Consider the following 23,580-nt stretch of genomic DNA (forward strand, 5'->3'; position numbering starts at 1 on the left):
AACCTGCTTCATTATTGAATATGCTGATCGATTCCCGGAATCTCAAATGGATGGAAAATTTTCCGAAAGGCTCTGTACCCTTTCTTGAGGTGGTACATCGAGGCTAATGTTACCGAGGTGTCAGTCTTCGATGGCCTGATAGACCGTAGTCCAGAAGTCGTGGATAAGCCGCGCTGAATCCGGAGTAGACATCCCGACTTGGGTGAGAAGAATACCCGTGAGCTGGTTGTGCGGGTCGGCGTAGGTCGAGGTGCCGCTTCCGCCGTCCCAGCCAAATTGGCCGATGGGCGCGTAGTCACCACGGTAGGTGCGCACCGCCATCCCGAAGCCCCAGCCGCCGTGCTGCCCTTGACCGAATGACACGTGGACATTGTTCGTGGCCATGGCGTGTCGGGCGGCTTGCTGCTCGGGCGTAAGGCGGTTGGTGGTCATCAGCTCAACGGCGGGCCGGGACAGGATCCGTTCGTTCCCGCGCATCCCCTGATTCAGCAGCATCTGAAAGTACGCGTGGTAGTCATCAACAGTGGAACAAAGTCCGCCTCCGCCGCCCTGGAACGCCGGAGGCTGGCTGTAGCGTCCCCCTTCGGCTTCGTCCCACACGTTGAACTCACCGGTCTGCGGGTTGGGGGCATAAAGGGGCGGCAGACGGTCGATCTTGTCGGCGGGCACATGGAAGCTGGTGTCTTTCATGCCGAGGGGATCGAAGATGCGTTCGCGCAGAAATGTCTCAAATGATTGACCCGTGACCCTGGCCACGAGTACGCCGAGCAGATCGTTGCTGATGTGGTACTGCCAGCGCTCTCCGGGCTGGTGCATCAGTGGAAGCGCACCAAGACGGCGCATCCACTCATCCGGCTCGGGCATCGGTTCCGGCAGATCAGGCGTGAGCCCCTGCTCGAAAATCGCGTTCATGATCGGCGTGCCCAGCGACATCATATCCATACCAAGCCCGAATGTGGAAGTCAAAATGTCCCTTACGGTGATCGGACGCCGCGCCGGCACGGTATCGTCCAGCGGGCCGTCGGCTCTCTTCAGCACCCGCCGGTCGGCGAGTTCGGGCAGCCACGGATCTACCACATCGTCCAGCCGCAGCCTGCACTCGTCAAGCAGGACTATCGCCGCAGCCATCGTGACCGGCTTGGAAGTGGACGCCATCCGGAAGATCGTATCCCGGCGCATCGGCGCGCCTCCGTCATGGCGCATCGTGCCGATCGCTTCGACGTGCGTTTCACCGTTCCGGCTGACCAGGGCGACGAGCCCGGGAATTTTCCCCGATTCAACATGCCGCGCCAGCACGTCGCGCATTCTTTGCAGCCCGGTTTCGGAGAAGCCGCTGCTGCTTTTTCCCGATATCATCTTTTCCATTTGGATGACCTCTCTTTACTTGTTATCAGCCCTATGTTTCTCTCTTGTCATTCATGCTTTAAAGCCCTTTGTCAAAAAGGTATATTAGCTGCATCAACGAGACGAAATATCGGCAAGTAAAAGATGGCTCACCTCCTGTTCCGGGTATCCAATCGCGATATGTACTAGATCACCGTAACCTTGGACAAATTAGCATCGAAGCCTTTGAGTGCGGCAAAGGTCAGCTTATCCATCGTCGCCCCGTCAAAGCAAACGGTTTTGATGGCACGATAATACTTCTTGGTCAAAAGAGACCCTTGGAAAGATACATTCTTGAGCGTCGCGCCCTTGAATGAAACTTCTTTCAATCCAGCTTTATCGAACTTGACGCCGACGAAGATTTGACCATCGAAGCGCTGCCCTGTCAGATCGGAGGACGTGAAGTCCACCCCGTCGAATACACAGTTTTCAAAAACGGTTTTCGTAAGAGCGGTCATCGTCAGGTTGACGTCAGTCAGATGAACGCCTGTGAATTTTGCTCCGGCCAGCCATGATTTGCTGAAGTTCGTACGCACGAGGATGGATTTATTGAAGCTTGCATTCGCAAGGTCCAGGGTGGATAAATTGCAGTCGGTCAGATTGGCACCGTCGAAACGGGCTTCTCTCACGTCGCTGTTTTTAAAAGAACTGCCGGTCAAGTCCGCGTTCGTAAAGTCGGAGCCCCGGAGCGCACTTGCTGTAAAATTACCCTGATGGGCGGTAACACCCGCAAAGTCGCTATCCTTCAAGTTGCTCGCACTGAGGTTCGTCAGCACCTTCCGCTCGAGCGACCGGGAGAGGTTTGCCACCTCCAGTACGGTTTGTTCAATGTCGCCGATGCTGTCGATGGTCATTTCCAATGCCGTTTCATCGTCCTTCCCCTCGGCTTTCAATTCACGGAACCGCTCCTGTAAATCGGAGTGCAGGTCCGCCTTTAATTCGCTGACGCTCTTCACCCCGTCGTACGGTGCAAAAACCCCATTCAGATAGTTCGTCAATTTCTCGTTCATCCCATCGACTCCCCTTATAACAAGTTCTCAAGCACACGCTTGGCGTACTCCCAGTTGCTTTTGTTGCGCTCGTACGTTTCCTTGCCCTTCTCGGTAATTCGAAAATATTTGCGCCGTCCGCCCTGCGATTCATCGCCCCAATACCACTCGATATCTCCGTCCCCTTCAAGCCTCCGGACGCTGGAATACATCGTGGCTTCCTTTAGTTCGTACTCACCTCCCGAACGTTCGGCAATCAGCTTGACAATTTCATAACCGTAGCGGTCCGCTTCGGATAATAATCGTAAAATCATCGTGTCGGTATGGCCTCGCAGCAGGTCGGATGTGATTTTGTTGTCACTCATACAATCACCTCCATATCTGCATAATACAATTCACTACTGTGACTGTCAAGGTAATTAATTTATTAAAACACTTTGCTAAAATTCCTTTTTCGCTAATTGTGATTAGTTAACATAACTTAATTATGGTTAACCAAATAAGCTCCATGTTTTTTTCTCGTCAACGTGATATTTGTTCTTTGCTTTCGGTTTTGAAAAATCATATCTTGTTAAAACACAAAAAGCCGCAGCGCCGCGGCTATTACGCGTATATGCTCATGTCGTCTTACGTGCTTTGATTCAGCATAGGCCACTTCTCTCTAGCACGATGATGCTGTAATTAAAAGCTTTGCCTACAATTTAATCAACACTTTCGTACCGTCCTGAGCCTGGACATCGACCAGAACCGTACCTTTGCACCGCTGCAGTTCCTTGATGAGCTGCCTGATCGCTTGCTGCGTGCTTGCGTTCTCAAGAATTGACAGCAGCAATTCAGTCCCGAATCGTCTGCCGTCCGAATCGAAATCCTGATTCCGGCTCGGGTCCCCACCCACATGGCCGCCAGACTTGTTCATCCAATCCTTCATTTTGCGCTGAACTAAACCGGAAGTCAGAATACCGCTTCCCATGCGCAATACGGCATAAGGGACCGGAATCACAAAAGCATACCCTTTGCTCTTAACCTTAACAGTTATCATGGCCAATTACTCAATCACTACGGCGACGGTATTCCCGTCACCCATACGGACATCAACGATTTGCCCGTCAAGCTCGTTTTCGATTGCATCGATCAGCAGATCGATATCGATATTCTTCACATATTCCGCGGATTGCGGAATATTAGATGCGATGCTGTGCCCCGCTCCGAGAACCGCCTTCACCAGTTTAATCGGTAAATTAATGCTGACATTATCGTTTTCTTCAGTTGTTACTCGAATTTTCAACGTTTTGTCTAAATAACGGCCGGAACCCGATGACAATTTCTTCGAATAGTCTGGTTTCCCAAGTACCTGCACGGCTTGCGATGGATGTGCCATTTGCTTCTCCTGCAGTGCATTAATCAACTCCGTTGCCTTTTCAGAATCAATTTTGCCTTCCTGCATCATGGAGAGCACTTTGCTGATTTCTTCTCTCATCGTTTCTTCCTCCTTATTCATCCTTCAACATTCTGACCGCTTCGTCCGCGGTAATTTCGCCATTCTCCAGCATAGAAATGACCTTCTTCTCATCGACTTCCTGCTTCTTACGCGTATCGTAACCGAGGGCCGTGATGATATCATTGAGCTTGCCGCGAACCGTCGGGTAAGATATGCCGAGCTCTTTCTCTACTTCCTTGATGTTGCCCCTGTTCACAAGAAAGGTGATTACAAAATGGAGCTGTTCAGGTGAGAGTAGAGCCAGCTTTGATAATTCAAACGTGTTCTCAATCGTCGTCCTGCAATGTCCACATTCCAGCTTGACTGCGTGCAGCGGATGGTCGCATACAGGACACTGTGTGATGATGGGATACTTCATACTCTACTCCTTTCTTTTTTTGAATTATAAAACAACATATTCAATTTGTAAAACCAAAAAATCAATAATTTTAATATCTAAGTTAAAATTATTGATTTTTTTGTGCCTATAAAAAATATTTTAAATTTTAATTTTAATAAAATTGAAAATCACCACGGATCCATAGGCATGATATTTAGCTTTCCCTTGGTCCTTTCTCAACCCGAGAAGTATCCACTTGAACCGGGATATATACAGTCATTTTCAAGTCGGGGTAATCGGCAACCGTAAGCGACTGGTGCTCGAAAGCGAGCTCACCGAGCCTTGGGTGATTGAACCTTTTAAGTCCCAGCGGGATCCCGAGCACTTCATGATGCTCCCACCATTGATTGAACATTTCGCTCGTCTTCTTGAGCAGATCAACCAACTCTTCGAACGAAGGATCGCCAATATGCTGTCCGTAGCTGGTCCGAAATTGGGCCAAGAGGCTCTGGGCTACATACGGCCAGTCCGGAAGCAAATCGGGGTAATCGGGACGGGCAAACATTCGCCACAAACTGTTTCTTTCCAGAACGTTCATTTGGTTAAAGTCGCCAAACAGCTCGCAAGCCGCATGATTCCAAGCAAGCGTGTCCCATCGGGGTCCTCTTATGTAAGCGGGAAAAGGCTCTAGTTTATCCAGCATACGCTGCAGGGACGGATCCATGTGAATGTCGGACATCCAATCCTTGGCGGGTGGACGGTGTTCCGCAAGCGTATACAAATGCAGCAGCTCATACCGGTTCAATTGGAGCGCTTTGCCCAAACTATCAAGAACCTGTGCAGAAGGCCGGACGTCCCGTCCCTGTTCCAGCCACGTATACCATATGTTGCTGACCCCGGCGATGTCCGCCACTTCTTCACGGCGAAGACCCTTGGCCCTCCGATGCGGTGCGCATTGGATACCAAGGTCGGCCGGGGATATGCGCGTTCGGCGCGATTTCAAGAATGCGCCTAACTCTTTGCGGCGTTTCAAATCTTCTTCCATGCTCTTCCCTCCGCTCTATCTGCAATATGAAATCATTTTTCACGTTCATTCTTGCTAGGTATTATTTTTTATAATCGTATAAACGGTATTCTTACGAAAAGACCTTTTTCATCTAGGATAGAGATATAACTTGATGGGGAAAGGTGATTGAAATGACAATGACTAGTGGAGAGCGCGTCGATTCTCGCAGATGGTGGGCTTTGGCGGTGGTGTTGGCAGCGACATTTATGGCTTTGCTTGATTCTTTTATCGTTAACGTTGCGATTCCGTCCATCCAAGCCGATTTACGGGCAAGCGCCTCGGACATTCAGTTTATTCTTGCGGGCTATACGCTGGCTTATGCCGTTCTGCTCATTACCGGGAGCCGGCTCGGCGATATGTTTGGGCGAAAACGTCTGTTTCTCATAGGGATGTTAGGATTCGTAGTCGCTTCGGCGCTAAGCGGTGCGGCTCCCTCCTCGCTGTACCTGATCCTGTTTCGCGTGCTTCAGGGCATAACGGCGGCGGCCATGATGCCGCAAGTGCTCGCTATGATCCAAGTGAGTTTTCCCGAGCATGAAAAAGCGAAAGCCATCGGTTTGTATGGTGCGACCATCGGCATCGCCACCGTATCCGGGCAGCTGCTCGGGGGTTACCTTATCAGCCAAAATCTGTTCGGCTTGGGATGGCGTTCCGTGTTTCTCGCGAACGTCCCCATTGGTGTGGCTGCATTACTGGCCGGAATCCCGCTGCTTCAAGAGTCGCGCAACCCTTCAGCCAAACGGCTTGATCTGGGCGGCGCAATCATTTTAACGGCAAGCCTGCTGGCGCTGGCGTTTCCACTTGTTCAAGGCCGTGAGGCTGGATGGCCCGCATGGTCGTTCATCTTGCTTGCCTGCTTCCCGGCAGGTTTGACACTGTTTATTATATATGAGCGCAAATTGCTTGAAAATGGAAAATCGCCACTGCTCTCTCCTTCACTTTTCCGGGATCGTTCCTTTAGCCTCGGCATATCGCTCATACTCGTCTTTTATGCGATCGCTTCGGCATTGTTCTTCACGTTGGCGGTTATGCTCCAGCAGGGCCTCGGCTATTCTGCTTTAACGTCGGGGTTAACCTATTTGCCCCTGGGAATCGGCTTCTTCCTCGCTTCACTGGCATCACCTAAGCTCGTGAGCAGGTTCGGACCGGCTGTTCTGTTAGTCGGAGCTATAATTACGACAGGCGGCATCGGTTACACTTTGGAAATTGTCCATCATCACGGCGGCCATCTGGCTTGGATGGCGCTTTGGCCGAGCTTGTTTATCATTGGCATTGGGCAAGGCGCCTGCGCGGCGCCGCTCATCGGAACTATTCTGTCCAAGGTCCGTCAGGTGAATATCGGGGCGGCTTCCGGTGTTTTGACGACTGCAACCCAGCTCAGCACCGCGCTTGGCGTATGTTTCGTCGGAATCTTCTTCTATCGTGCTTTGGATATTTCAGCTTTGCCAGACTCGCATGCCCGTTATGCACACGCCTTTACCATCGCGCTGGAATTTGTTCTGATCTTGTCCGTCATCTATGCATTCCTGCTGATATTCTTACTGAAAGCGGGACAGCAACGGCACCCTGAAAAAGCTGTCAGTGCTTCGGGGCAGAGGGGTTGATTCGTATGGCCAGCTACCTGAATCAAATCCGTTTCAATGATATCCCGGTATCAGATCTGGAGTATTCGCTTGAATGGTATCAGTCCGTTCTCGGATTTGATGTTCAATATAAAAATGACGATATCGGAATATTACGTTTGGAGCGCGGTCCAGGATTAATTCTTACCCGATCTGATAACAGCTCATCCCATGGAAAAATAATCACGGAAGGAAAAGCTGTTCCTATGATCGGACTCGAGACTCATCAAATTGATAGGCTCTATCGCTTTCTTTGTGAAAAAGGCGTTCCGGTTACACCCATCCGCAATGAAGACTTTGGCCGCTTCTTTGGGTTTATTGACCCTGATGGACACAGATACTCTGTCCTGAGAGTTAATCATTAAAGCATCGATGGTTGACAACCTTTTTATTCATTTGGGGTGGAGCCCCATTTTTCTCCCCATTGGCGCATTTGAAAAAGTACTTCCCTATACTCTCTCCCTTTTTCCGTTAAAGAGTACTCGACGCTAATAGGATTTGTCGGGTAAACCCGACGATTTACGATTTTATAATGTTCTAAATGCCGCAAAATATCGGTTAAAGATTTGATGCTGATGGTGCTCAAATTTCGTCGCAGCTGATTAAAGCGCTGAGGACCATAATACAATTGAGAGATTACCAGGAAAGCCCATTTGCTGCCTATCACTTGTAACGCTTCGTTAACCGCGGATAGGCATTTTTGTTCATCACTTGGGTTCAAGCAATCACTTCCTCACCAATTACTTACTATTCGTAAGTATAACTCAACAAAGTGTCTCCTTACAAAGAAATCATATATGATTTACACTTTCAATTAGTTACTCCATTACCTCGAAGGAGGAGGCATATGACTACACTTCAGAAGACGATTTTGGTTCTAGGAGCCACAGGCCAGCAAGGGGGTGCGGCAGCGTCACATCTGCTTGCTGATGGCTGGCAGGTGCGTGCTTTTACCCGTGATCCTTCGAGTAAGGCAGCCCAAACCCTTGCTCAAGCTGGTGCTCAATTGTTCCGGGGGGATTTGGAAGATCGCGCATCGCTGGATGCTGCCATGCAAGGAGTGCACGGGGTCTTCAGTGTTCAACCACCTACGTGGGAGCCAAGCGATGAAAGAACAGCCGAAGAAATTCGTTGGGGTAAAAATGCAGCCGATGCGGCGAAAGATGCCGGGGTTCAGCATTTCGTTTATTCATCGAATAGCGGTGCTGACGTACAGTCCCGCTTTCGTTATTTTGCCAAGTGGGAAATTGAACAATACATTACGACGCTTGGCCTTCCTGCAACGATCTTGCGTCCGTCGGGATTTATGGAAAGTTACGCCAGTCCGTTTTATGGTATTCAGCATGGGACATTGGCTGAAGCCACCAACCCGGACGTGCCTGTACATTGCATAGCTGTGGATGACATCGGTGCATTCGTCAAACTGGCCTTCAAACATCCCGGCAAATTTCTGGGTAAGACGATCGAAATCGCCGGTGACGCACGGACTCCACCTAGCATTGCCGCAGCCATCACTCGTGCGACAGGCCGCCCGATAAGCTATGTCCAAATTCCTATAGAAACGATACGTCAGCACAACGAAACCTTGGCGCGGATCTATGAATGGTTAAACGGAGACGGCTACGAAGTCGATTTTCCAACATTGCGCAGCCTACACCCTGGTCTTATGGATTTTGACACTTGGCTGGAGAAGAAAGGGAAAGCGATGTTCGAAGTGCTTTTTCAAACGAACCAAACCAATTAAAGTTTATCATCCTGAAGTCTAACAGCCGCATTTAACGGAACGGGACGGCGTCCTGTCCCATCAACGGTGAACGCTCTAACAATTTCCGGACAATCCAGCCGTCGTCCCAAGTTCCTTCCTTCAGGTACCTGCATGCATTCTCAATCAACCCCGCCCACCATATGGGCGTAATCAGTTCCCACTCCTCCAGCTCAAGAGGTGATACTTCATCATACCCATAAATCACCTCGTCGTACTTTCCCCGCCAAGAAAGAGCAAAGTCGCCTACTCGATGGTCCCAGTGCGCAAGCTCAAAATCGAGTATGCCGGAGAGCTTCCCATCCTGGAATCGCAGGTTCCAGGGTGTAAAATCCCCGTGGATCACGATCCCGGGTCTGGAATGAAGTTTCAGCTCCTCCACCCGCCTGCGGGCACGTTCCAAATGCCACCACAGAATCCGTATTTCCTCAGGGCGCTGCTTTTCATTTCGTGACAGCAATCGATCCAGCTCAGAGTCAAATAGAATCTCTTCGCACCGCCGCCAATCCTTGCGCTGACCGATTCCACTGAGTTTGCCAAGGTCTGAATGAAACTGACCCATAAGCCGCCCCCTTGCACGCTGTTCGGCCGCCCGGTTGTCGACAGATGGCGGTTCACCGTAAAGATAAGGGAACAAACCCCAGATATACCCATCCATCTCGAACGGCCCTTCAATAACGGAAGCCACAGGCCATCCAAGCTCAGCTATGCTTTTAAGCAATTTCACCTCATAATCGATCTCATCCAAATGAGTTTCTTTGTACCAACGCCGTAATACAAGGAGGTCGTTCTTGAAATTTACCAGCCAGTGCTGGTTGAGTCTCCCGCCTAATGGAGAGACCACTTTGATATGAAACTGTTCAAAAAGCTTATCCAATGGCAGCGCCAAATCCGCACGATCGCTCACTTCTACTCCCCCTTCGATACAAATGTCATCCTACATGACATTCCGCTTGCCGAATATTTTGAATACTGAAAGCAAATAATGTGGCTTAAGAATAGGCTTGCAGAAAAAATTGGCAGGTGAACAGGTTGCAGCACATTATCTTCATTTGTGTCGATACGTTAATGAGCCAGGCGATTGATAAGGGAATCGAGCAAAACAAACTTCCAACTTTTCAGTTCTTGATGGAACACGGTCAATACTATAAGAATGTCGTCACCTCATTTCCCACCATGTCCGTGTCGATTGACTGCACTCTGCTGACGGGAACGTATCCGGATGAACATCGTGTACCGGGACTGGTCTGGTACTCAGCACAAGACAAAAAAGTCATTAATTATGGCAGCGGATTTTGGGAAATCTACAGGAACGGAATCAACCAATATTTGAATGATGCCTTAATCCGTATGAACGGCGACCACCTGAATCCGCAAATACCGACCATTTTTGAAGAATTGGACCGTATGGGGTTACAATCGGGGTCCGTTAATGGTTTGATCTATCGGGGAAGCGCGGATCACCAGCTGAATTTTCCTTTTTGGATTCATATGCCGACAGCATTACCTAAAAATATCACGGTTAAAGGTCCGGATTTGTTTGCCTATGGAGCATTTTCAAATCCGCTGAAAAGCGTGAAAAGCTTGCCGGTGAGCCCCATCGGTAAGTTCGGCTTTAACAATGAATATTCGCTCGGAATGGTGACGCATCTTATTCAAAACGAGCAATTGCCTGATTTTCTGTATGTCTATTTCCCCGATCTGGACCAAAAAATACATAAAAAAGGGCCGTCGGATTTGGATGGCGTGATCCGCACCGATCACCAATTGAAGACCTTGCTGCAGGCATTTGGTTCACCGGAAGAGGCTTTGGAAAAAGCCGTAATCATCATCATGGGGGATAACGGAATGGCTCATGTCCACCCGAAAAATCGCCAACCGGTCATTGATTTAGGGCAAATCTTGAACGAATACCGCATTTTACGGCAGGGAGGCGCCGTCACGGACCAGACCGAGCTTATTCTTGCCATCAATGATAGAATGGCTTATTTGTATAAGCTAACCTCACAATATTCTTTTGAGCAAATATCAGAGGTATTGAAGGCTGACGAAAGAATCGATATATTGGCTTGGAAAGATGATGATTGGATTCGCGTTGTTCGATCTGGATCATCCAAGAAATTCGCCTATCGGTCACAAGGAGACCTGGTTGATCCCTATCATCAATCATGGACATTGGCCGAAGATCCCGAAGTGCTTGATTTACAAATCAATACCCAAAAGCATACGGTGGAATATGGACATTACCCCGATGTTCTCCGGCGATTGTCCGCTGCCTTACATTCACATCATGGGGAATACATGGTCGTAACCGCAAAGCCGGGATATGAATTGAAGTACGGCAGTTCACCCACCCATATAGGGGGCGCAGGGCACGGGGGCATAAGTCAAGCGGAGTCGCTCGTTCCTCTAATAATTGCCGGTACAGACCATAAACCGGAGTCACTGCGGGTCGTCGATTTAAAATCTTATTTTCTTCAACTTTTAAAGGTTTGAGCTGATTATAACATTGCTCTGCCCCAAGGTGATTGGTCTGATTTCATAAAGACATGATCAAAAATAGCGATAGCCGGGCTATACATGTCCCGGTTTTTTTACGTTCTTATTTCTCGGTCTCTCCAACCCTTGAGGAGATGCAGGTGAAAGGTTATAATTTGATTACCATTTTTTAGAAAGCGGTGAGAAGATGGAGATTACCTGTGAGCTGGTACGCCGATTAATCGATAGCCAATTTCCGGAATGGGCGAATTTAGAGATAAAGCCTGTAGAAAAAAGCGGCCACGATAACCGTACCTACCGGCTGGGCAGTGAAATGACCGTCCGTTTACCAAGTCATGAACGCTACGCCTCGGCTGTTGAAAAAGAACTGACCTGGCTTCCCGTTTTCAAGCCGCTTCTTTCCGTCCCCATTCCGGTTCCGGTTGCCAAAGGAGCGCCCACGGACGAATATCCTCTTCCCTGGTCCGTGAACCTTTGGATTGACGGTGACACGGTCACGCACAGCAACATATCCGATCACAACCAATTTGCCGAAGATCTCGCCAGTTTTTTACAAGAGTTGGAGGCGATCGACGCAAGCCGCGGCGTCCCGGCAGGGGTCCAGAACTTTCATCGAGGGGGAAATCTTGCGGTATATGATGATGAGACAAGAACGATCATCGAAAAGCTATCCGGGCAATACGATCACAAGCTGCTAACGGAAATATGGGAGCTTGCCCTTGCGACAAGATACCAATCAGAGCCGCTGTGGCTGCATGGTGATGTTGCCGTAGGCAATTTGCTCGTGAGGGATGGACGACTGTGCGGCGTAATTGATTTTGGAACGATGGGCGTAGGCGATCCTTCGAGCGACCTTGTGATGGCCTGGAACTTTTTTGATGAAGCCAGCCGCGACCTGTTCCTGAAGCGGATGGATTTTGATGAGGACACCATTCATCGCGCTCGCGGCTGGGCCCTATGGAAAGGGCTCATCACCTATGATTGGAATGAAAAGGGCTCGGAAGCTGCGGATTGGGGAAAGCAAGTGGTGGACACTATTGTCCAGGACTACAAGCGGTTGTAAGGAAAGAACCTTTATGCCTCTATCCAAGCCCTTCTATTCATAAGATACGTTGCCCCACGATTCATCTTAACCAAACAAGTTCTTGTCTTTCGATAAAGACGAGAACTTGTTTTTTTGTTTAATAAATGGTTCTGCGAACTACACGGCATGAATAGGGGAATTTGCAAGCACTTCTCCTGCCGTTGCTATAAAAGACTCTATGATTGGTGAAAGCCACTTGTCTTTATGCCAAGACATCTGGGTATACACGTGCAGATCCGGAATTTCCCATGGAAGAGCAACAAGGTCGCCCCGATCAACTTCAGCTTCTGTTACGATTTCAGGAAGGAAGGCAATACCGATTCCCGAAACGGCACATTGTTTAATCGCTTCAGCACTTTGAAACTCTAAATACGTAATACTATCTATTCCCTCTTTCTCAAATGACCGGTCGAACATGGTTCGGTAAGGACAGCCCTTTTCATTCGTCAGGAACACTTCTCCGTGAAAATCTTCCAGCTGCAGCAGGTTTCTTTTGGCGAGAGGATGGTCGGGAGCAGCAAAGAGGCGGAACCTCTCTTCCACCAACGGCTCCACGGCAAGTCCGCTCGAGCGAATGGGCTCATCCAGCATAAAGACGACATCGGCAGTTCCCTCAAATAGTGCTTGCTTGAGCTCTAGATTAGGAACGGAGCGGAAGATCAGACGAACCCCCGGATGCTGCGAGCGAAATCGTTGAAAGACAGCTGGGAGCCGATAGGCGCACACGACCTCATTGGCACTGATCGTCAGGGTGCCGGTTAAATCTTCATTGTCATGAACGGCGCTGCGAGCTTCGTCCAGCTTGTCCAGAACATCTTGAATGTGAGTTAAAAAGCGTTTCCCCGCCGTCGTGAGAACAAGCTGCTTGCCCAAGCGGTCAAAGAGACGAACTCCAAGCTCATCTTCCAATGCTTTTATTTGCATCGTGACGTTGGACGGGACATAGTTTAGCACTTCCGCAGCCCGACTGAAATTCAATGTGGATGCAACCGTACGGAACGTATTCAGCTGGCGCAATTCCATCACACGCTCCCCTTTCATTTTCAAAAATATTGAACACTGCTTTGAATTCTATTCACTTTTATTGAGAGTAACACAGAACTATACTGACAACAAGAAATACAATCTATTGGTTTCAACTTGAAAGGAGCAAACGATATGATGGATTATGAAATTTTTGATTTGGGTGACGTAACCTTGCAATCGGGAGTGACGTTACCGAGCGCTTTTCTTGCTTATAAGACTTATGGAAAATTGAATGAAAATAAAGATAATGTCATCGTCTATCCAACGGCATTTGGCGACCAGCATGTTCAAAATGAATGGTTGATCGGAGACGGCATGGCGCTGGATCCGCGAGAATATTTCATCATCGTTCCCAATCTGCTGGGCAACGGATTATCCTCCTCTCCCAGCAACACGCCTCCTCCATTCGACCGGGCGAATTTTCCGCAGGTAACGATCTATGACAACGTTACATTCCAGCATCGGCTGGTGACCGAAAAATTCGGCATTGAGAAGATTGCTCTCGTTGTCGGTTGGTCCATGGGAGGCATTCAAGCCTACCAATGGGGGGCAAGCTATCCCGACATGGTGGAACGAATCGCTCCTTTCGCCGGAGTAGCAAAGACTTGGCCCCAAACGTATGTAGTCCTGGGCGGAATGAAAGCCGCGCTCATGGCTTCAGTCCGGTTCGATTCCAGCAAACTTGACGGGTTGACTTCTGCTGACATGCGCGCCGTTGGCGATGTCTATGCGGGATGGGGCGTATCTCAGGCCTTTTACAGAGAGGAAATGTATCGTGAGATGGGATTCAGCTCGTTGGCAGATTTTATGGCTGGCGTCTGGGAAGATAGCTTTATGAAGATGGATCCGCACAACGTACTGGCCATGTTATGGACCGGCCAACATGCAGATATTAGTGCAAACCCCTCCTATAACGGAGATTTCGATAAGGCGCTGGGAAGCATTAAGGCGCATGCCTGCATTATGCCGGGAAGTACGGATCTCTTCTGTCCCGCGGACGATAATGAATATGAGGCTAAGCTTATACCTCATGCGGTTTTTAAACCGATCGAATCGAGCTGGGGCCATTTTGCCGGCCGTGGAATCAACTCTGCCGATAATCAATTTATTGATGACAATCTCAAACGCTTGTTGGCGATGAGTATAAATGAATAGTTCATTAAAATCATGACGCCTCATCGAACAAACCCTTGTGACAGTAACAACAGCAGCCGATCCGTTGGATCGGCTGCTGTTGTGTTTATGCTGCGCTATAGTTTCCGTTCGTTGAACGAGCTTCCATTGGAATTTTCTGAATAGATACCATCAAGAAACTCGATGGAAACACGTTCTGCTTCGTTCCTTGGCACAATATCCGAACCTTGGCGTAGTCGCTGATACATCTGGATCGTATTTTTTAACGCATGATAGCAGCTCTCAAAGCTATGGATAGGGACCGTTCCTTGTAATTCCTCCATTTCCTTGAGGGCATATTTCTCGAGCTTTCGGACTCCTCTCGGGGAATGACCGTTGTGGATGAGTACCAATGGTCCTAACACTGTATTCCGCATAAAAGTTATCGTATCAATCACTTCGAATAATTCGCCTCTCCCTAATTTTGCAGCACAGTAATGAACCCATACCCAGAAGCGATCTTCGATCCATTGAGGCTGAGGGGAGGGGAACGATGCACTTGTATTATGGAGTATTGTTGAAATTCCACTACCTCTCTCCCAAAGAATCAGTGGGTTCTCGACCCGGGATTCGAGCTCTCCCAAATGAACAAATTTTAAATCGACATGGAGAGGGGCTGGTCCATATAAACAAATAAGCAATCGGGGTTCCCCAACATGCTCGCCTGTGAATGCAGACAGTAAATGACCAAGCCTTTCGGCAAATGGGATGCGTTGTTCCATGATCTCTTTTTGAAAAGCATCGTCGTAGACGATTATTAAATCCAGATCACTATACTCATCCATTTCTCCATACATCATGGATCCGCCCGCGAGCAGGCCCATAAAACGTTGATCTTTGCTTACATGTTCAATCGCTTGTTTAATGAATCGCTCGTGTAAAGGTAACTTCATGCCAAGCACCCCTTCATTTGTGACCCATAAAATGGGTATTATTACAAAATAACATTTACAAAGATGGATCGTCAAATGTATTCCGTTGTCAAAGGATGCGGGCTTTAAAAGTATGATTATTCTGTTGCCTTCAGGTGGCTCGATTTAACTTGACATGTTACGTTTACACTTGTAAACTTTAAATATCGTTTACAGCTGTAAACAAAAAAACAAGAAAGGTGACTACTATGCACGAATCCCCGCACATTACCGAAGCCGAAAGCGAAGTGATGAAGCTTCTCTGGCAAAAGGAGCCTATGTCCGCCAGCGAGATCATTTCCGAATTAACCCAGCAAATGCAATGGTCAGACCAGACAGTTAAAACCTTCCTGAATAGGCTTCACAAGAAAAGGGCCATTCGATTTGAAAAGTCCGGCCGGAATTACCTCTACTATCCGCTGGTTTCGCATGATGAATACTTGAAAGCCGAGAATCGCTCATTCCTGAATAGAGTTTATAAAGGAGCTGTAGGGATGCTGTGCGCAAAATTTCTCGAAGAAGAGACACTTTCGGAGAAAGATATTGAGGAGCTTCAACAAATCTTGGAGAACAAGAAGAAGTCATGAAGTATCTGGAAACGGCCTTCTCTCTTCTGTTCACAGCGTCAGTGGCATCGACATTAATCCTACTGTTGCTGCTTATAATCCGGAAGCTGTTCCAAAAGCATCTTAAACCTAGAGTTGTTTATATATTGTGGTTTCTTGTGTTAATTAAGCTTCTGGTTCCCCTTGCTCCGCAGAGTCCGGTGAGCCTGTTTAATGTGCTGCCGCAAATGTTCCCGATGGAACGAAATTCGGATCAGAAAAGTATACAACCTACTCATCAAAGTGAGAACGGATCAAGCACGGAAATTCAATACAATGAAACTGATGTAAAAAACCAGCTTCCTGAACTCACTCCAAATCCGGCAGAGGAACTTGGGTCTTCCTTCGTAACACGTTCTTCTCAAGACCATTCCACAGGCATTACGAATGGACTGACTTGGCTATCGATCGGCTCGCTGGTATGGCTTGTAGGGCTTCTATGCTTAGGAGGATATTACCTGCTGAGCGCGCTCATTTTCAGAAGAAGAGTTGGAAACTCCTTACAGATTGAGAACACTAAAGTACTCAACGTTCTTGAAGCGTGTACACGAAAGCTGAACATAAAAAAACGAATATACGCCTATGAAACAAGCCATCTTCGCAGTCCTTGTCTTTATGGCTTATGGAAGCCAAGGATTTATTTGCCGAAAGATGTCAGCACGATCGCTGATTCAAATCAGCTAACGCATATCCTGATGCATGAGCTGATTCACTACAAGCGCAAAGACCTGTGGTTCAACTCTCTGTGGGCTCTTTCCGTAGGAATGCATTGGTACAACCCTTTGGTGTGGCTTTCCGTTCGAAAAATGAAAGCCGATCAGGAGGTGGCCTGCGACGCAAGAGTTCTTGAAACATTGGGAGAGCGTGAAGCTTTGCCTTATGGCAAGACGTTACTCATGCTGTCGCGTTCATTTTCCCAACAACCTCCTCCTGGCATCAACCTGTCGCATTTTGGGGACAGCAAATATGAAGCGAAACGGAGAATGATGATGATTGCCAAGTTTAAGGAAGGTTCGTACAAGCTATCCGCCGCTGCGATTCTTTTGGTTATCGTCTTGGGAGCCATCTTGCTCACCAATGCGTCGGATGCCGGGAAGGATACTAGGCTGGATATGGAGGAACCATCCGTAAACACGGGTTTGAACCTATATCCTACATACAACGACAGATTCAGATGGTTTCATAGTATCGATCGGGCACTTGATTTTCCGAAGTATAACTATAAAGTGCCTGACTATCTTCCTGAAGGTTATCAATTGGAGGATATATTATATTTTAAGAACGTCACCAACATTCATGATACCGATCCTATTATCGACGGAGTATCCGTTACTTTTGTATCTAACTTTGGCCAAAAAAATGAACAAACCATAGAGGTCAAGGCTTCCAAGGGCAAGGGAAATTTGTTGGAGGAAGGTGAATTGCAGGGAGCTCCTTATTCTCAGATTCCCCCAAATCCGAACAAGCCGCTTGAATACCGACAGGAAGCTGTGACGGTCGGCAATGTCAAAGGCACGTTATTCACGGAAATGAGACGCGACAAGAAAAGGCCGGAAACCGGCAGAAGCTTCTACTGGCAGGATGACCACGTATGGTACGCAATCAATTATTATAGCGAGTATATGTCGCAGGAAGATCTCACCAAAATGGTGCAATCTTTTGTCATGCCGAAGGAAGTACAGCATGTCCGCTACGACGGAGCTGGAAACTCATTTCCCCTGTATGATGAGAAAGATTTGCTTGCGGCGAAGAACATTCTCGGCTTTAAGGTGAAAATCCCTCAGGAATTGCCCGAACATAAACTGAGCGGTTCGGTACTGCTTAGAGCCGGCGACCAGAATACCATGTATGGTTTCAGACAAGCGGCGGACGCACTATGGACAACTTATCACGGACCTTCCGATTCCTCAACCGGTGTCTCGCTATATCAGAGCAAAGAGCCGCTTTTCGACGCGTCCCAACTCTCACTCACCCGGACACTGGATATGGACGGCGTCGAAGTTTCGGCTTATGAAGACAAGAATCATGTCTACTTATCATCCGACGATAACATTAAACTTCCTTATTACTTATGGAAGCAAAACGATATTTATTATACTGCCGTTTTCTGGGGCATGGACAAACTCCCGGAAGACAGCCTGAAAGCTATGATTTCTGCTCCATTGCAATAGTCCCTGGGGAAAAGGTAACTTTCGGAAATAGCACGAATAATAAGCAAGCCCCTCTCGATCATTATCGTGAGGGGCTTGCTTATTATCTTCACATTATATTTCGCCGTTACTTAAGATCCGGTTTACTTTTACCCCTAAACTTTGAATCATTCAAGTAACGTATACCTCACATCTCCAAGTATATGACAACCTTGGCGGTTCTGAGAATGTTTTTCTCCCCCTCCCTTCCTTCTTTTTTTCATTTCATATAAAATGAATGAGCACTATGTAAGCAAATACATAGTTTCGCCTAACCGAAACTATACGTTCGGCATTTTTTCCACAACAAGAAAGGATGACTTGCATTGAATGTGAACACTTCGTCCGTGCTCCATAACCGCTCATTTTTGCACTTATGGATTGCGCGGATTTTCTCGGCCAGCGCGTTTCAAATTCTGTCCGTCGTCATTGGTTGGCAGATGTACGCACTGACGGACAGCGCCTTTCAGCTCGGCTTTGTCGGCCTGGCCCAGTTCCTGCCTATGCTGCTGCTGACGCTGCCGGCCGGGCAGACGGCGGACCGCTATGATCGCCGTACCATCGTCTATATTTGCCAACTCATGGAGTGCGCTGTCGTCGTCTTTCTCGTCATCAGCAGCATTGAGGGCTGGATCACCTCTGTCCATTTGTTGATCGCCGCTGCCATACTTGGAGCTTGCCGTACCTTCGAGGGCCCGGCTTCTGCCGCCCTCGTGCCGGATATCGTCGACCGCGAGCAGCTGCCGCAGGCAGCCGCCTGGTCCGCCTCGGGAATGCAAACGGCGATGATCGTCGGCCCGTCGCTCGGAGGCGTACTCGTGATCTGGGGCATCTCTACGGCCTACATCACAACGCTGGTCGCACTCCTTATATCCGTCGTATTGATTTTCTTCGTGAAGACCGTTCATTTCGTTAAAAAGCTGGATGCCGTCGGGATCGACACCTTTTTCAGCGGTCTGCGGTTCGTATTCGCCCGTAAAATCATCCTGGGCACCATCTCGCTCGATCTGTTCGCCGTTCTGCTCGGCGGTGCGACGGCATTGCTGCCCATCTTTGCCGACGAAATCCTGAAGACCGGTCCGACCGGTCTCGGTCTGCTTCGCGCCGCGCCAGCAGTCGGCGCGATCGTTGTTTCGCTGATTCTCACGCGAATTTCGATTGAGAAAGCCATTGGCAAAACGCTGTTTGCCTCGCTCGTGATGTTCGCCTTGGCGACCATCCTGTTTGGCATCTCCCGCAGCATCTGGCTTTCGCTCTTCGCGTTGTTTCTCACCGGCGCAGCCGACGTCGTCAGCGTCGTGATCCGTTCGACGCTTGTACAGGTGAACACGCCCCAAGAGATGCAGGGCCGGGTCAATGCCGTTAACTCGCTCTTCATCGGCACTTCCAATCAGCTCGGCGAATTCGAATCCGGCACGATGGCCGGGTTGGTCGGTGCCGTGCCGGCAACCATCATCGGCGGCGTTGGCACCCTAGCTGTTGCCGTAATCTGGATGTATTGGCTTTTCCCGGTTCTTCGGAACCTGAAGACCTACTCGACGGAAGAAGGGTAAAAAACTGCATTGCATCTTACAATTTAATAGAAGCATCTAAACTCAAAAAACCTTCAATCCATGCCACCACGGATTGAAGGTTTTTCGCTTTGGTGCGGCTCTTACTCCTCATCGCTTTCGCAAATCACTTCAGTAAATATATTCAATGGAAAAATGGTAGGTACTCTTCGGCCCGGGGTCTGGACAAACTCGACAAACCCCCGGCCCACGCGGATTAAAATCCCGTTCAATTCGCCGATATCTTCTGCGGTGGCTGTCAAGTCAAAGGGTTTCGTCCGTATAACCTTTTCGTTCGTAACGATATAGAAGGAGGTTTGGATTGCGACTACAGTCTTGCCAACTGTAAACGAGGACTTGGTCACATTGGAGAGCTTGCCTGTTGTTTTGGTTAATCTCGGAAACCCGGGCTGGAACACCGTAACCGTTCGTCCCACAAGCGCCTGCAAGCGCTGCACCAATGTAATATTCTGTGGAGCGGGACAGCCATGAATATTGTTGTTCCCCATCATATCTCCTCCTTAATCATCATAAGTTGACTCTATTAATGTATGCTGTCCCTATGGTAATGCTTGGGTAGAAACACGCCCCGGCCAAAAGTATGATTTTTTTGGGAGACTAGTAATGTTCAACAAAAATCCGATAAGTCCTTGCCACCATCGCCGAGGGCTTTTTACTGTCTTCAGTGAAGGGGGTTTATAATCATCTGAATCATCCCATAATGCTAATCAGGCACAGAACTGCGCCGGATCAAAATGGGAAGTGGTCAATAAGCATGGTCTATATATTTGTATTTTTTTTATTTCTGAACATTTTGTCTTTTACTGTTCCCAAAAATTTAAGCAGGATTGAGGTTTATGCGACTTCTTTTTTTGCCTACGCATTCGGTCTTACCACGGATGTGGTGTTTGACCTGCATTATGATCTCTATGGCTATCTATCCCCTGGATTCCAGTGGTTATCTATGTTGGCAATTATCATGTATTTCCCGTCCGTCAGCTTTCTGTTCTTGAATTTTTTCCCTTTCCATAAGAGAAACTGGTCCAAAATCATATATATTTTAGCGTGGTCCGCATTTTCGATCAGCTTTGAATGGCTGACCTTGCAGACTGACTTTTTTTATTACAACGGTTGGAAGCTGTGGTATTCAGCTGTATTGTATCCCTTTATATTCTTAATTCTGGTGTGTAATCTGAAACTCGTGAGAAGGCAAACAGCCAATCGTTAAGTGTATTTATGGAGGAAAGTTCGTGGATAATTACAGGAATGTCGAAAACAAATTCCGCCGCTACAAAGCCCATATTTCCATAGCCGGCACCACCCAGTTTCATATCCGCAATCCGTATGTCATTGCTTGGTGGTCTGCGGCATTTCCGGGTTTTGGGCACCTCCTGTTAAGCAAATATTTGCGTGGGCTCACCTTGTTTATCTGGGAAGTGATTGTCAATTACAACGCAAAGATTAATCTGGCGATAGTGCATTCGTTTTGCGGGAATATTGAGTCAGCGAAAGAGGTACTGGATTCAAGGTGGATGCTCATGTATATTCCGGTTTATCTGTTTGGCATTTGGGACAGTTACCGGACATCGGTCGATATGAACAAAGTTTATTTACTCGCTGAAAAAGAAAATGCGCCATTTAACTCTTTTACCATCGGAGCGATGGAGATTAATTATTTGGATAAACGGCAACCCGTCATGTCGGTCATCTGGTCCTTATTTATGCCAGGGCTTGGACAGCTGCACATTCACCGCATCGTCACCGCGTTTTTCGCACTTGCTTGGACGATCGCATTTTTATATTTCTCCAAGCTGCTTCTTTCCGTCCATTACCTGTTCCTTGGTCAATTAACGGAGTCAACGGCCGTGCTTGATAAACAATGGCTGCTGTTTATGCCCTCCATGTGGGGATTCGCAGCGTACGATTCGTATGCAAACACCGTGGAAAACAACAAGCTGTTTAACAACGAGCAGAAGAGCTTCCTGATCAAGCATTACCAAGGCCCTTCGTTTCAAGTAAAAAAGGGAAAGGTAGTGAAATAAACCGGATGGTACAAATATTTTCAACGTTTGAGCATTCCACCAATTTGGAATTAGCGATCACGGTTCTGGAGAAAAACGGAATCCATAAAGAGAACATTTTCGCTGTACCTTTAACGAACCGCAAAACAGAGCGGCGATTGTTTGACAGCATTCACAACGCAGACGGCATTTCATTGGTCAGCACAGGAGCTGCGCTTGGAACGGCGTTCGCCGTCATTGGTGCCAGTGTCGGTTTTAAGCTGGCTTGGGGGCCGATCTACTGCGGCCTGATTGGCACGTCAGCTGGTTTTATCCTTGGGGTTTGCATCGACTTGTTCTACTACAAAGTCATTAAAAAGCAGCGGCGTCTGTTACGGGGCAAAAATTCGGAAGTGATCCTCTTGATTGAATGCGAGGAGGAGCAGGCGGACACGGTGGAAGATATTTTATGGCATCATTATGCTTTTGGAACAGCAAGGGTCGTTTAAGAAAATACAAAAAGCCGCAACCATGCGGCTTTTTTCGCCTCATAAATCCTCTAAACACCGGCTTTGTAATTTGGTTGGCGGCATCCCTGCATCCCAAATGCTCGCATAGGCATAGTTCCGTATCGTACCGTGCCAGCGATACCACTCCGAACCATGTTCCTGCTGCGCATAGAACAGCGTGACTTCCGATTCAGGGTCTATGACAACGTAACAGCCTCTAGCGCCATCCCAGCCAAATTCCCCCTGTTGGCTAAGTGCATTGTTATCCTCAGGATTCACTAAGGTTCTTACGCCTAAGCCATAGCTATAGCCCAGTTTACTGCCCCCGCCGAATTTGGCAAAATCCTGCTGCGCAGTAGGCGACAGGCGGTTGCTTCGCATAGCATCCACAGTGTCCGGTTTAAGGATGCGCACGCCATTCGGTGCCAATCCGTAGTTGCATAATGCCTCTGCAAATATAATATAGTCTGACACTGTCGAATATAATCCGCCGCCGCCGCTTTCATAAGCTGGACCTGGCTTAAGCTTAAAGGTTTCTCCAACGCTTTCTGCCGTGTGCGTCATACCATTAAATCGATTGTACAGCTTGCAGAAGCGGCTCTCATCCTTTAGCTGGAATGAGGTATCTTTCATCCCTAGCGGATCGAAAATATTCTCCTGTACATATTGTCCAAAGCTTCGCCCTGTTATGACCTCGAGCAATGCACCCAGCACATCGTGGCACGCGGTATATTTAAAATTCGATCCCGGTTCAAAGGCTAACGGCTCCTGCGCCACTGTCTTGATAACAGCAAGTGTCCGGCCCTCACTGCTGCTCTCGGCTACAGCCTTATGAACTGCATCCGTATGAATCGTTTCGATTCCTGCTGTCATTGTAAACAAATGCTCGATGGTAATTGGATTTTGTGAAGGAAGCAGGTCGACTGTTCCATCTGGCAGCGAATGACGAACAAGCATGTGCTTAAACTCTGGGATGTACTCATACAAAGGATCCGTGAGCTTATATTTTCCTCGCTCTAGCAGCTGCAGCAGTGCTGTACAGGTCACGACCTTTGTTGCAGAATACAATTTGAAAATGCTGTCCCTTCTAAATGGAACCTGATTCTCTACATCTGAAAATCCGGTATAATGTTCATAAACAGGCTGGTGTTTGTGATACATAGCGACACCTAAACCAGGAATGTTTTTTTCATTATAAAAAGTATCCAGATACGCAGTGAGCTTCGTAAAATTCATCATTTACCACCATCCCTTCTTCTTTATATACCCCTCAATCATATTTTATCTGAATACATATCTTCTATATAATAAGGTGTTATTAAAGATTCATGTGTATAATTGGCGTGATGGTGATATACCCCAGACCGAAACGATAAATCCAGAACGATCGGAGGC

25 protein-coding genes are annotated in these 23,580 nt (G+C 48.1%); 12 read left to right on the forward strand and 13 right to left on the reverse strand.

Features of this window, described 5'->3' with window-relative positions; genetic code table 11:
* Positions 1–120 precede the first annotated feature (120 nt).
* The 7 genes from BCV73_RS14300 to BCV73_RS14330 all read right to left on the reverse strand — a co-directional run bounded on the left by BCV73_RS14300 (position 121) and on the right by BCV73_RS14330 (position 5,234).
* Positions 121–1,365, reverse strand: a complete 1,245-nt coding sequence (locus BCV73_RS14300) for a serine hydrolase domain-containing protein (RefSeq protein ID WP_481855793.1) — start codon at positions 1,363–1,365, stop codon at positions 121–123.
* Between the two features lie 164 nt (positions 1,366–1,529).
* Entirely contained in the window at positions 1,530–2,393 is an 864-nt protein-coding gene (locus BCV73_RS14305; protein WP_089547629.1) for a pentapeptide repeat-containing protein, read from the reverse strand.
* Positions 2,394–2,407: 14 nt separating this feature from the next.
* Positions 2,408–2,737, reverse strand: coding sequence for a PadR family transcriptional regulator (locus BCV73_RS14310; protein ID WP_076164694.1), 330 nt, complete (start codon positions 2,735–2,737; stop codon positions 2,408–2,410).
* Between the two features lie 329 nt (positions 2,738–3,066).
* Positions 3,067–3,411, reverse strand: coding sequence for a hypothetical protein (locus tag BCV73_RS14315; RefSeq protein WP_089547630.1), 345 nt, complete (start codon positions 3,409–3,411; stop codon positions 3,067–3,069).
* A gap of 6 nt (positions 3,412–3,417) precedes the next feature.
* A complete protein-coding gene (locus BCV73_RS14320; protein WP_089547631.1) occupies positions 3,418–3,849 on the reverse strand; it encodes an SHOCT-like domain-containing protein in 432 nt (143 codons plus the stop codon).
* A 13-nt stretch (positions 3,850–3,862) separates the two neighbouring features.
* Positions 3,863–4,228, reverse strand: coding sequence for a DUF2089 domain-containing protein (locus BCV73_RS14325; RefSeq protein WP_089547632.1), 366 nt, complete (start codon positions 4,226–4,228; stop codon positions 3,863–3,865).
* Positions 4,229–4,403: 175 nt separating this feature from the next.
* On the reverse strand, positions 4,404–5,234 hold the full coding sequence (locus BCV73_RS14330; RefSeq protein WP_089547633.1) for a helix-turn-helix transcriptional regulator: 831 nt from the start codon (positions 5,232–5,234) through the stop codon (positions 4,404–4,406).
* A gap of 152 nt (positions 5,235–5,386) precedes the next feature.
* Between BCV73_RS14330 and BCV73_RS14335 the strand changes: the two genes are divergently transcribed.
* Positions 5,387–6,859, forward strand: a complete 1,473-nt coding sequence (locus BCV73_RS14335) for an MFS transporter (protein ID WP_089547634.1) — start codon at positions 5,387–5,389, stop codon at positions 6,857–6,859.
* A 5-nt stretch (positions 6,860–6,864) separates the two neighbouring features.
* Positions 6,865–7,242, forward strand: a complete 378-nt coding sequence (locus BCV73_RS14340; RefSeq protein WP_089547635.1) for a VOC family protein — start codon at positions 6,865–6,867, stop codon at positions 7,240–7,242.
* A gap of 23 nt (positions 7,243–7,265) precedes the next feature.
* On the opposite strand, the gene BCV73_RS14345 is transcribed toward BCV73_RS14340, so the two are convergent.
* The gene (locus BCV73_RS14345) at positions 7,266–7,598 is read right to left on the reverse strand and encodes a winged helix-turn-helix transcriptional regulator (RefSeq protein WP_089547636.1); all 333 of its coding nucleotides are present in this window, start codon (positions 7,596–7,598) and stop codon (positions 7,266–7,268) included.
* Between the two features lie 126 nt (positions 7,599–7,724).
* Between BCV73_RS14345 and BCV73_RS14350 the strand changes: the two genes are divergently transcribed.
* The gene (locus BCV73_RS14350; protein WP_089547637.1) at positions 7,725–8,621 is read left to right on the forward strand and encodes an NmrA/HSCARG family protein; all 897 of its coding nucleotides are present in this window, start codon (positions 7,725–7,727) and stop codon (positions 8,619–8,621) included.
* A 31-nt stretch (positions 8,622–8,652) separates the two neighbouring features.
* On the opposite strand, the gene BCV73_RS14355 is transcribed toward BCV73_RS14350, so the two are convergent.
* On the reverse strand, positions 8,653–9,546 hold the full coding sequence (locus BCV73_RS14355; RefSeq protein ID WP_179232001.1) for a phosphotransferase enzyme family protein: 894 nt from the start codon (positions 9,544–9,546) through the stop codon (positions 8,653–8,655).
* 116 nt (positions 9,547–9,662) lie between these two features.
* Here BCV73_RS14355 and BCV73_RS14360 point away from each other — a divergent pair, with 116 nt between their 5' ends.
* On the forward strand, positions 9,663–11,135 hold the full coding sequence (locus BCV73_RS14360; protein WP_256992860.1) for an alkaline phosphatase family protein: 1,473 nt from the start codon (positions 9,663–9,665) through the stop codon (positions 11,133–11,135).
* 190 nt (positions 11,136–11,325) lie between these two features.
* Complete coding sequence (locus BCV73_RS14365) at positions 11,326–12,201, forward strand: aminoglycoside phosphotransferase family protein (RefSeq protein ID WP_089547639.1); 876 nt, start codon at positions 11,326–11,328, stop codon at positions 12,199–12,201.
* Positions 12,202–12,339: 138 nt separating this feature from the next.
* Here BCV73_RS14365 and BCV73_RS14370 read toward each other — a convergent pair whose 3' ends face one another.
* Positions 12,340–13,245, reverse strand: coding sequence for a LysR family transcriptional regulator (locus BCV73_RS14370; protein WP_089547640.1), 906 nt, complete (start codon positions 13,243–13,245; stop codon positions 12,340–12,342).
* A 138-nt stretch (positions 13,246–13,383) separates the two neighbouring features.
* Here BCV73_RS14370 and BCV73_RS14375 point away from each other — a divergent pair, with 138 nt between their 5' ends.
* Entirely contained in the window at positions 13,384–14,403 is a 1,020-nt protein-coding gene (locus BCV73_RS14375; RefSeq protein WP_089550255.1) for an alpha/beta fold hydrolase, read from the forward strand.
* A gap of 95 nt (positions 14,404–14,498) precedes the next feature.
* Here BCV73_RS14375 and BCV73_RS14380 read toward each other — a convergent pair whose 3' ends face one another.
* The gene (locus tag BCV73_RS14380; RefSeq protein WP_089547641.1) at positions 14,499–15,314 is read right to left on the reverse strand and encodes a nucleotidyltransferase family protein; all 816 of its coding nucleotides are present in this window, start codon (positions 15,312–15,314) and stop codon (positions 14,499–14,501) included.
* A gap of 227 nt (positions 15,315–15,541) precedes the next feature.
* Between BCV73_RS14380 and BCV73_RS14385 the strand changes: the two genes are divergently transcribed.
* The 3 genes from BCV73_RS14385 to BCV73_RS14395 all read left to right on the forward strand — a co-directional run bounded on the left by BCV73_RS14385 (position 15,542) and on the right by BCV73_RS14395 (position 19,679).
* Positions 15,542–15,919: a BlaI/MecI/CopY family transcriptional regulator gene (locus BCV73_RS14385; protein ID WP_089547642.1), complete on the forward strand. Its 378-nt coding sequence runs from the start codon at positions 15,542–15,544 to the stop codon at positions 15,917–15,919.
* Positions 15,916–18,108, forward strand: coding sequence for a M56 family metallopeptidase (locus tag BCV73_RS14390; protein WP_089547643.1), 2,193 nt, complete (start codon positions 15,916–15,918; stop codon positions 18,106–18,108). The genes BCV73_RS14385 and BCV73_RS14390 overlap by 4 nt, the downstream gene beginning before the upstream one ends.
* A gap of 350 nt (positions 18,109–18,458) precedes the next feature.
* Positions 18,459–19,679: an MFS transporter gene (locus BCV73_RS14395; protein WP_089550256.1), complete on the forward strand. Its 1,221-nt coding sequence runs from the start codon at positions 18,459–18,461 to the stop codon at positions 19,677–19,679.
* Between the two features lie 101 nt (positions 19,680–19,780).
* Here BCV73_RS14395 and BCV73_RS14400 read toward each other — a convergent pair whose 3' ends face one another.
* Positions 19,781–20,185, reverse strand: a complete 405-nt coding sequence (locus tag BCV73_RS14400) for a hypothetical protein (protein ID WP_089547644.1) — start codon at positions 20,183–20,185, stop codon at positions 19,781–19,783.
* Positions 20,186–20,451: 266 nt separating this feature from the next.
* Here BCV73_RS14400 and BCV73_RS36215 point away from each other — a divergent pair, with 266 nt between their 5' ends.
* The 3 genes from BCV73_RS36215 to BCV73_RS14415 are packed head-to-tail and all read left to right on the forward strand — an operon-like array spanning position 20,452 to position 22,185.
* The gene (locus BCV73_RS36215) at positions 20,452–20,904 is read left to right on the forward strand and encodes a CBO0543 family protein (RefSeq protein WP_089547645.1); all 453 of its coding nucleotides are present in this window, start codon (positions 20,452–20,454) and stop codon (positions 20,902–20,904) included.
* Between the two features lie 22 nt (positions 20,905–20,926).
* Positions 20,927–21,718, forward strand: coding sequence for a hypothetical protein (locus BCV73_RS14410; protein WP_089547646.1), 792 nt, complete (start codon positions 20,927–20,929; stop codon positions 21,716–21,718).
* A 5-nt stretch (positions 21,719–21,723) separates the two neighbouring features.
* On the forward strand, positions 21,724–22,185 hold the full coding sequence (locus BCV73_RS14415; protein ID WP_089547647.1) for a hypothetical protein: 462 nt from the start codon (positions 21,724–21,726) through the stop codon (positions 22,183–22,185).
* Between the two features lie 39 nt (positions 22,186–22,224).
* Here the strand turns inward: BCV73_RS14415 and BCV73_RS14420 are convergent, their stop codons facing one another.
* The gene (locus BCV73_RS14420; RefSeq protein ID WP_218828141.1) at positions 22,225–23,421 is read right to left on the reverse strand and encodes a serine hydrolase domain-containing protein; all 1,197 of its coding nucleotides are present in this window, start codon (positions 23,419–23,421) and stop codon (positions 22,225–22,227) included.
* Positions 23,422–23,580 lie beyond the last annotated feature (159 nt).

This window comes from Paenibacillus sp. SSG-1, from assembly GCF_002224835.1.
GTDB lineage: Bacteria > Bacillota > Bacilli > Paenibacillales > Paenibacillaceae > Paenibacillus_AQ > Paenibacillus_AQ favisporus.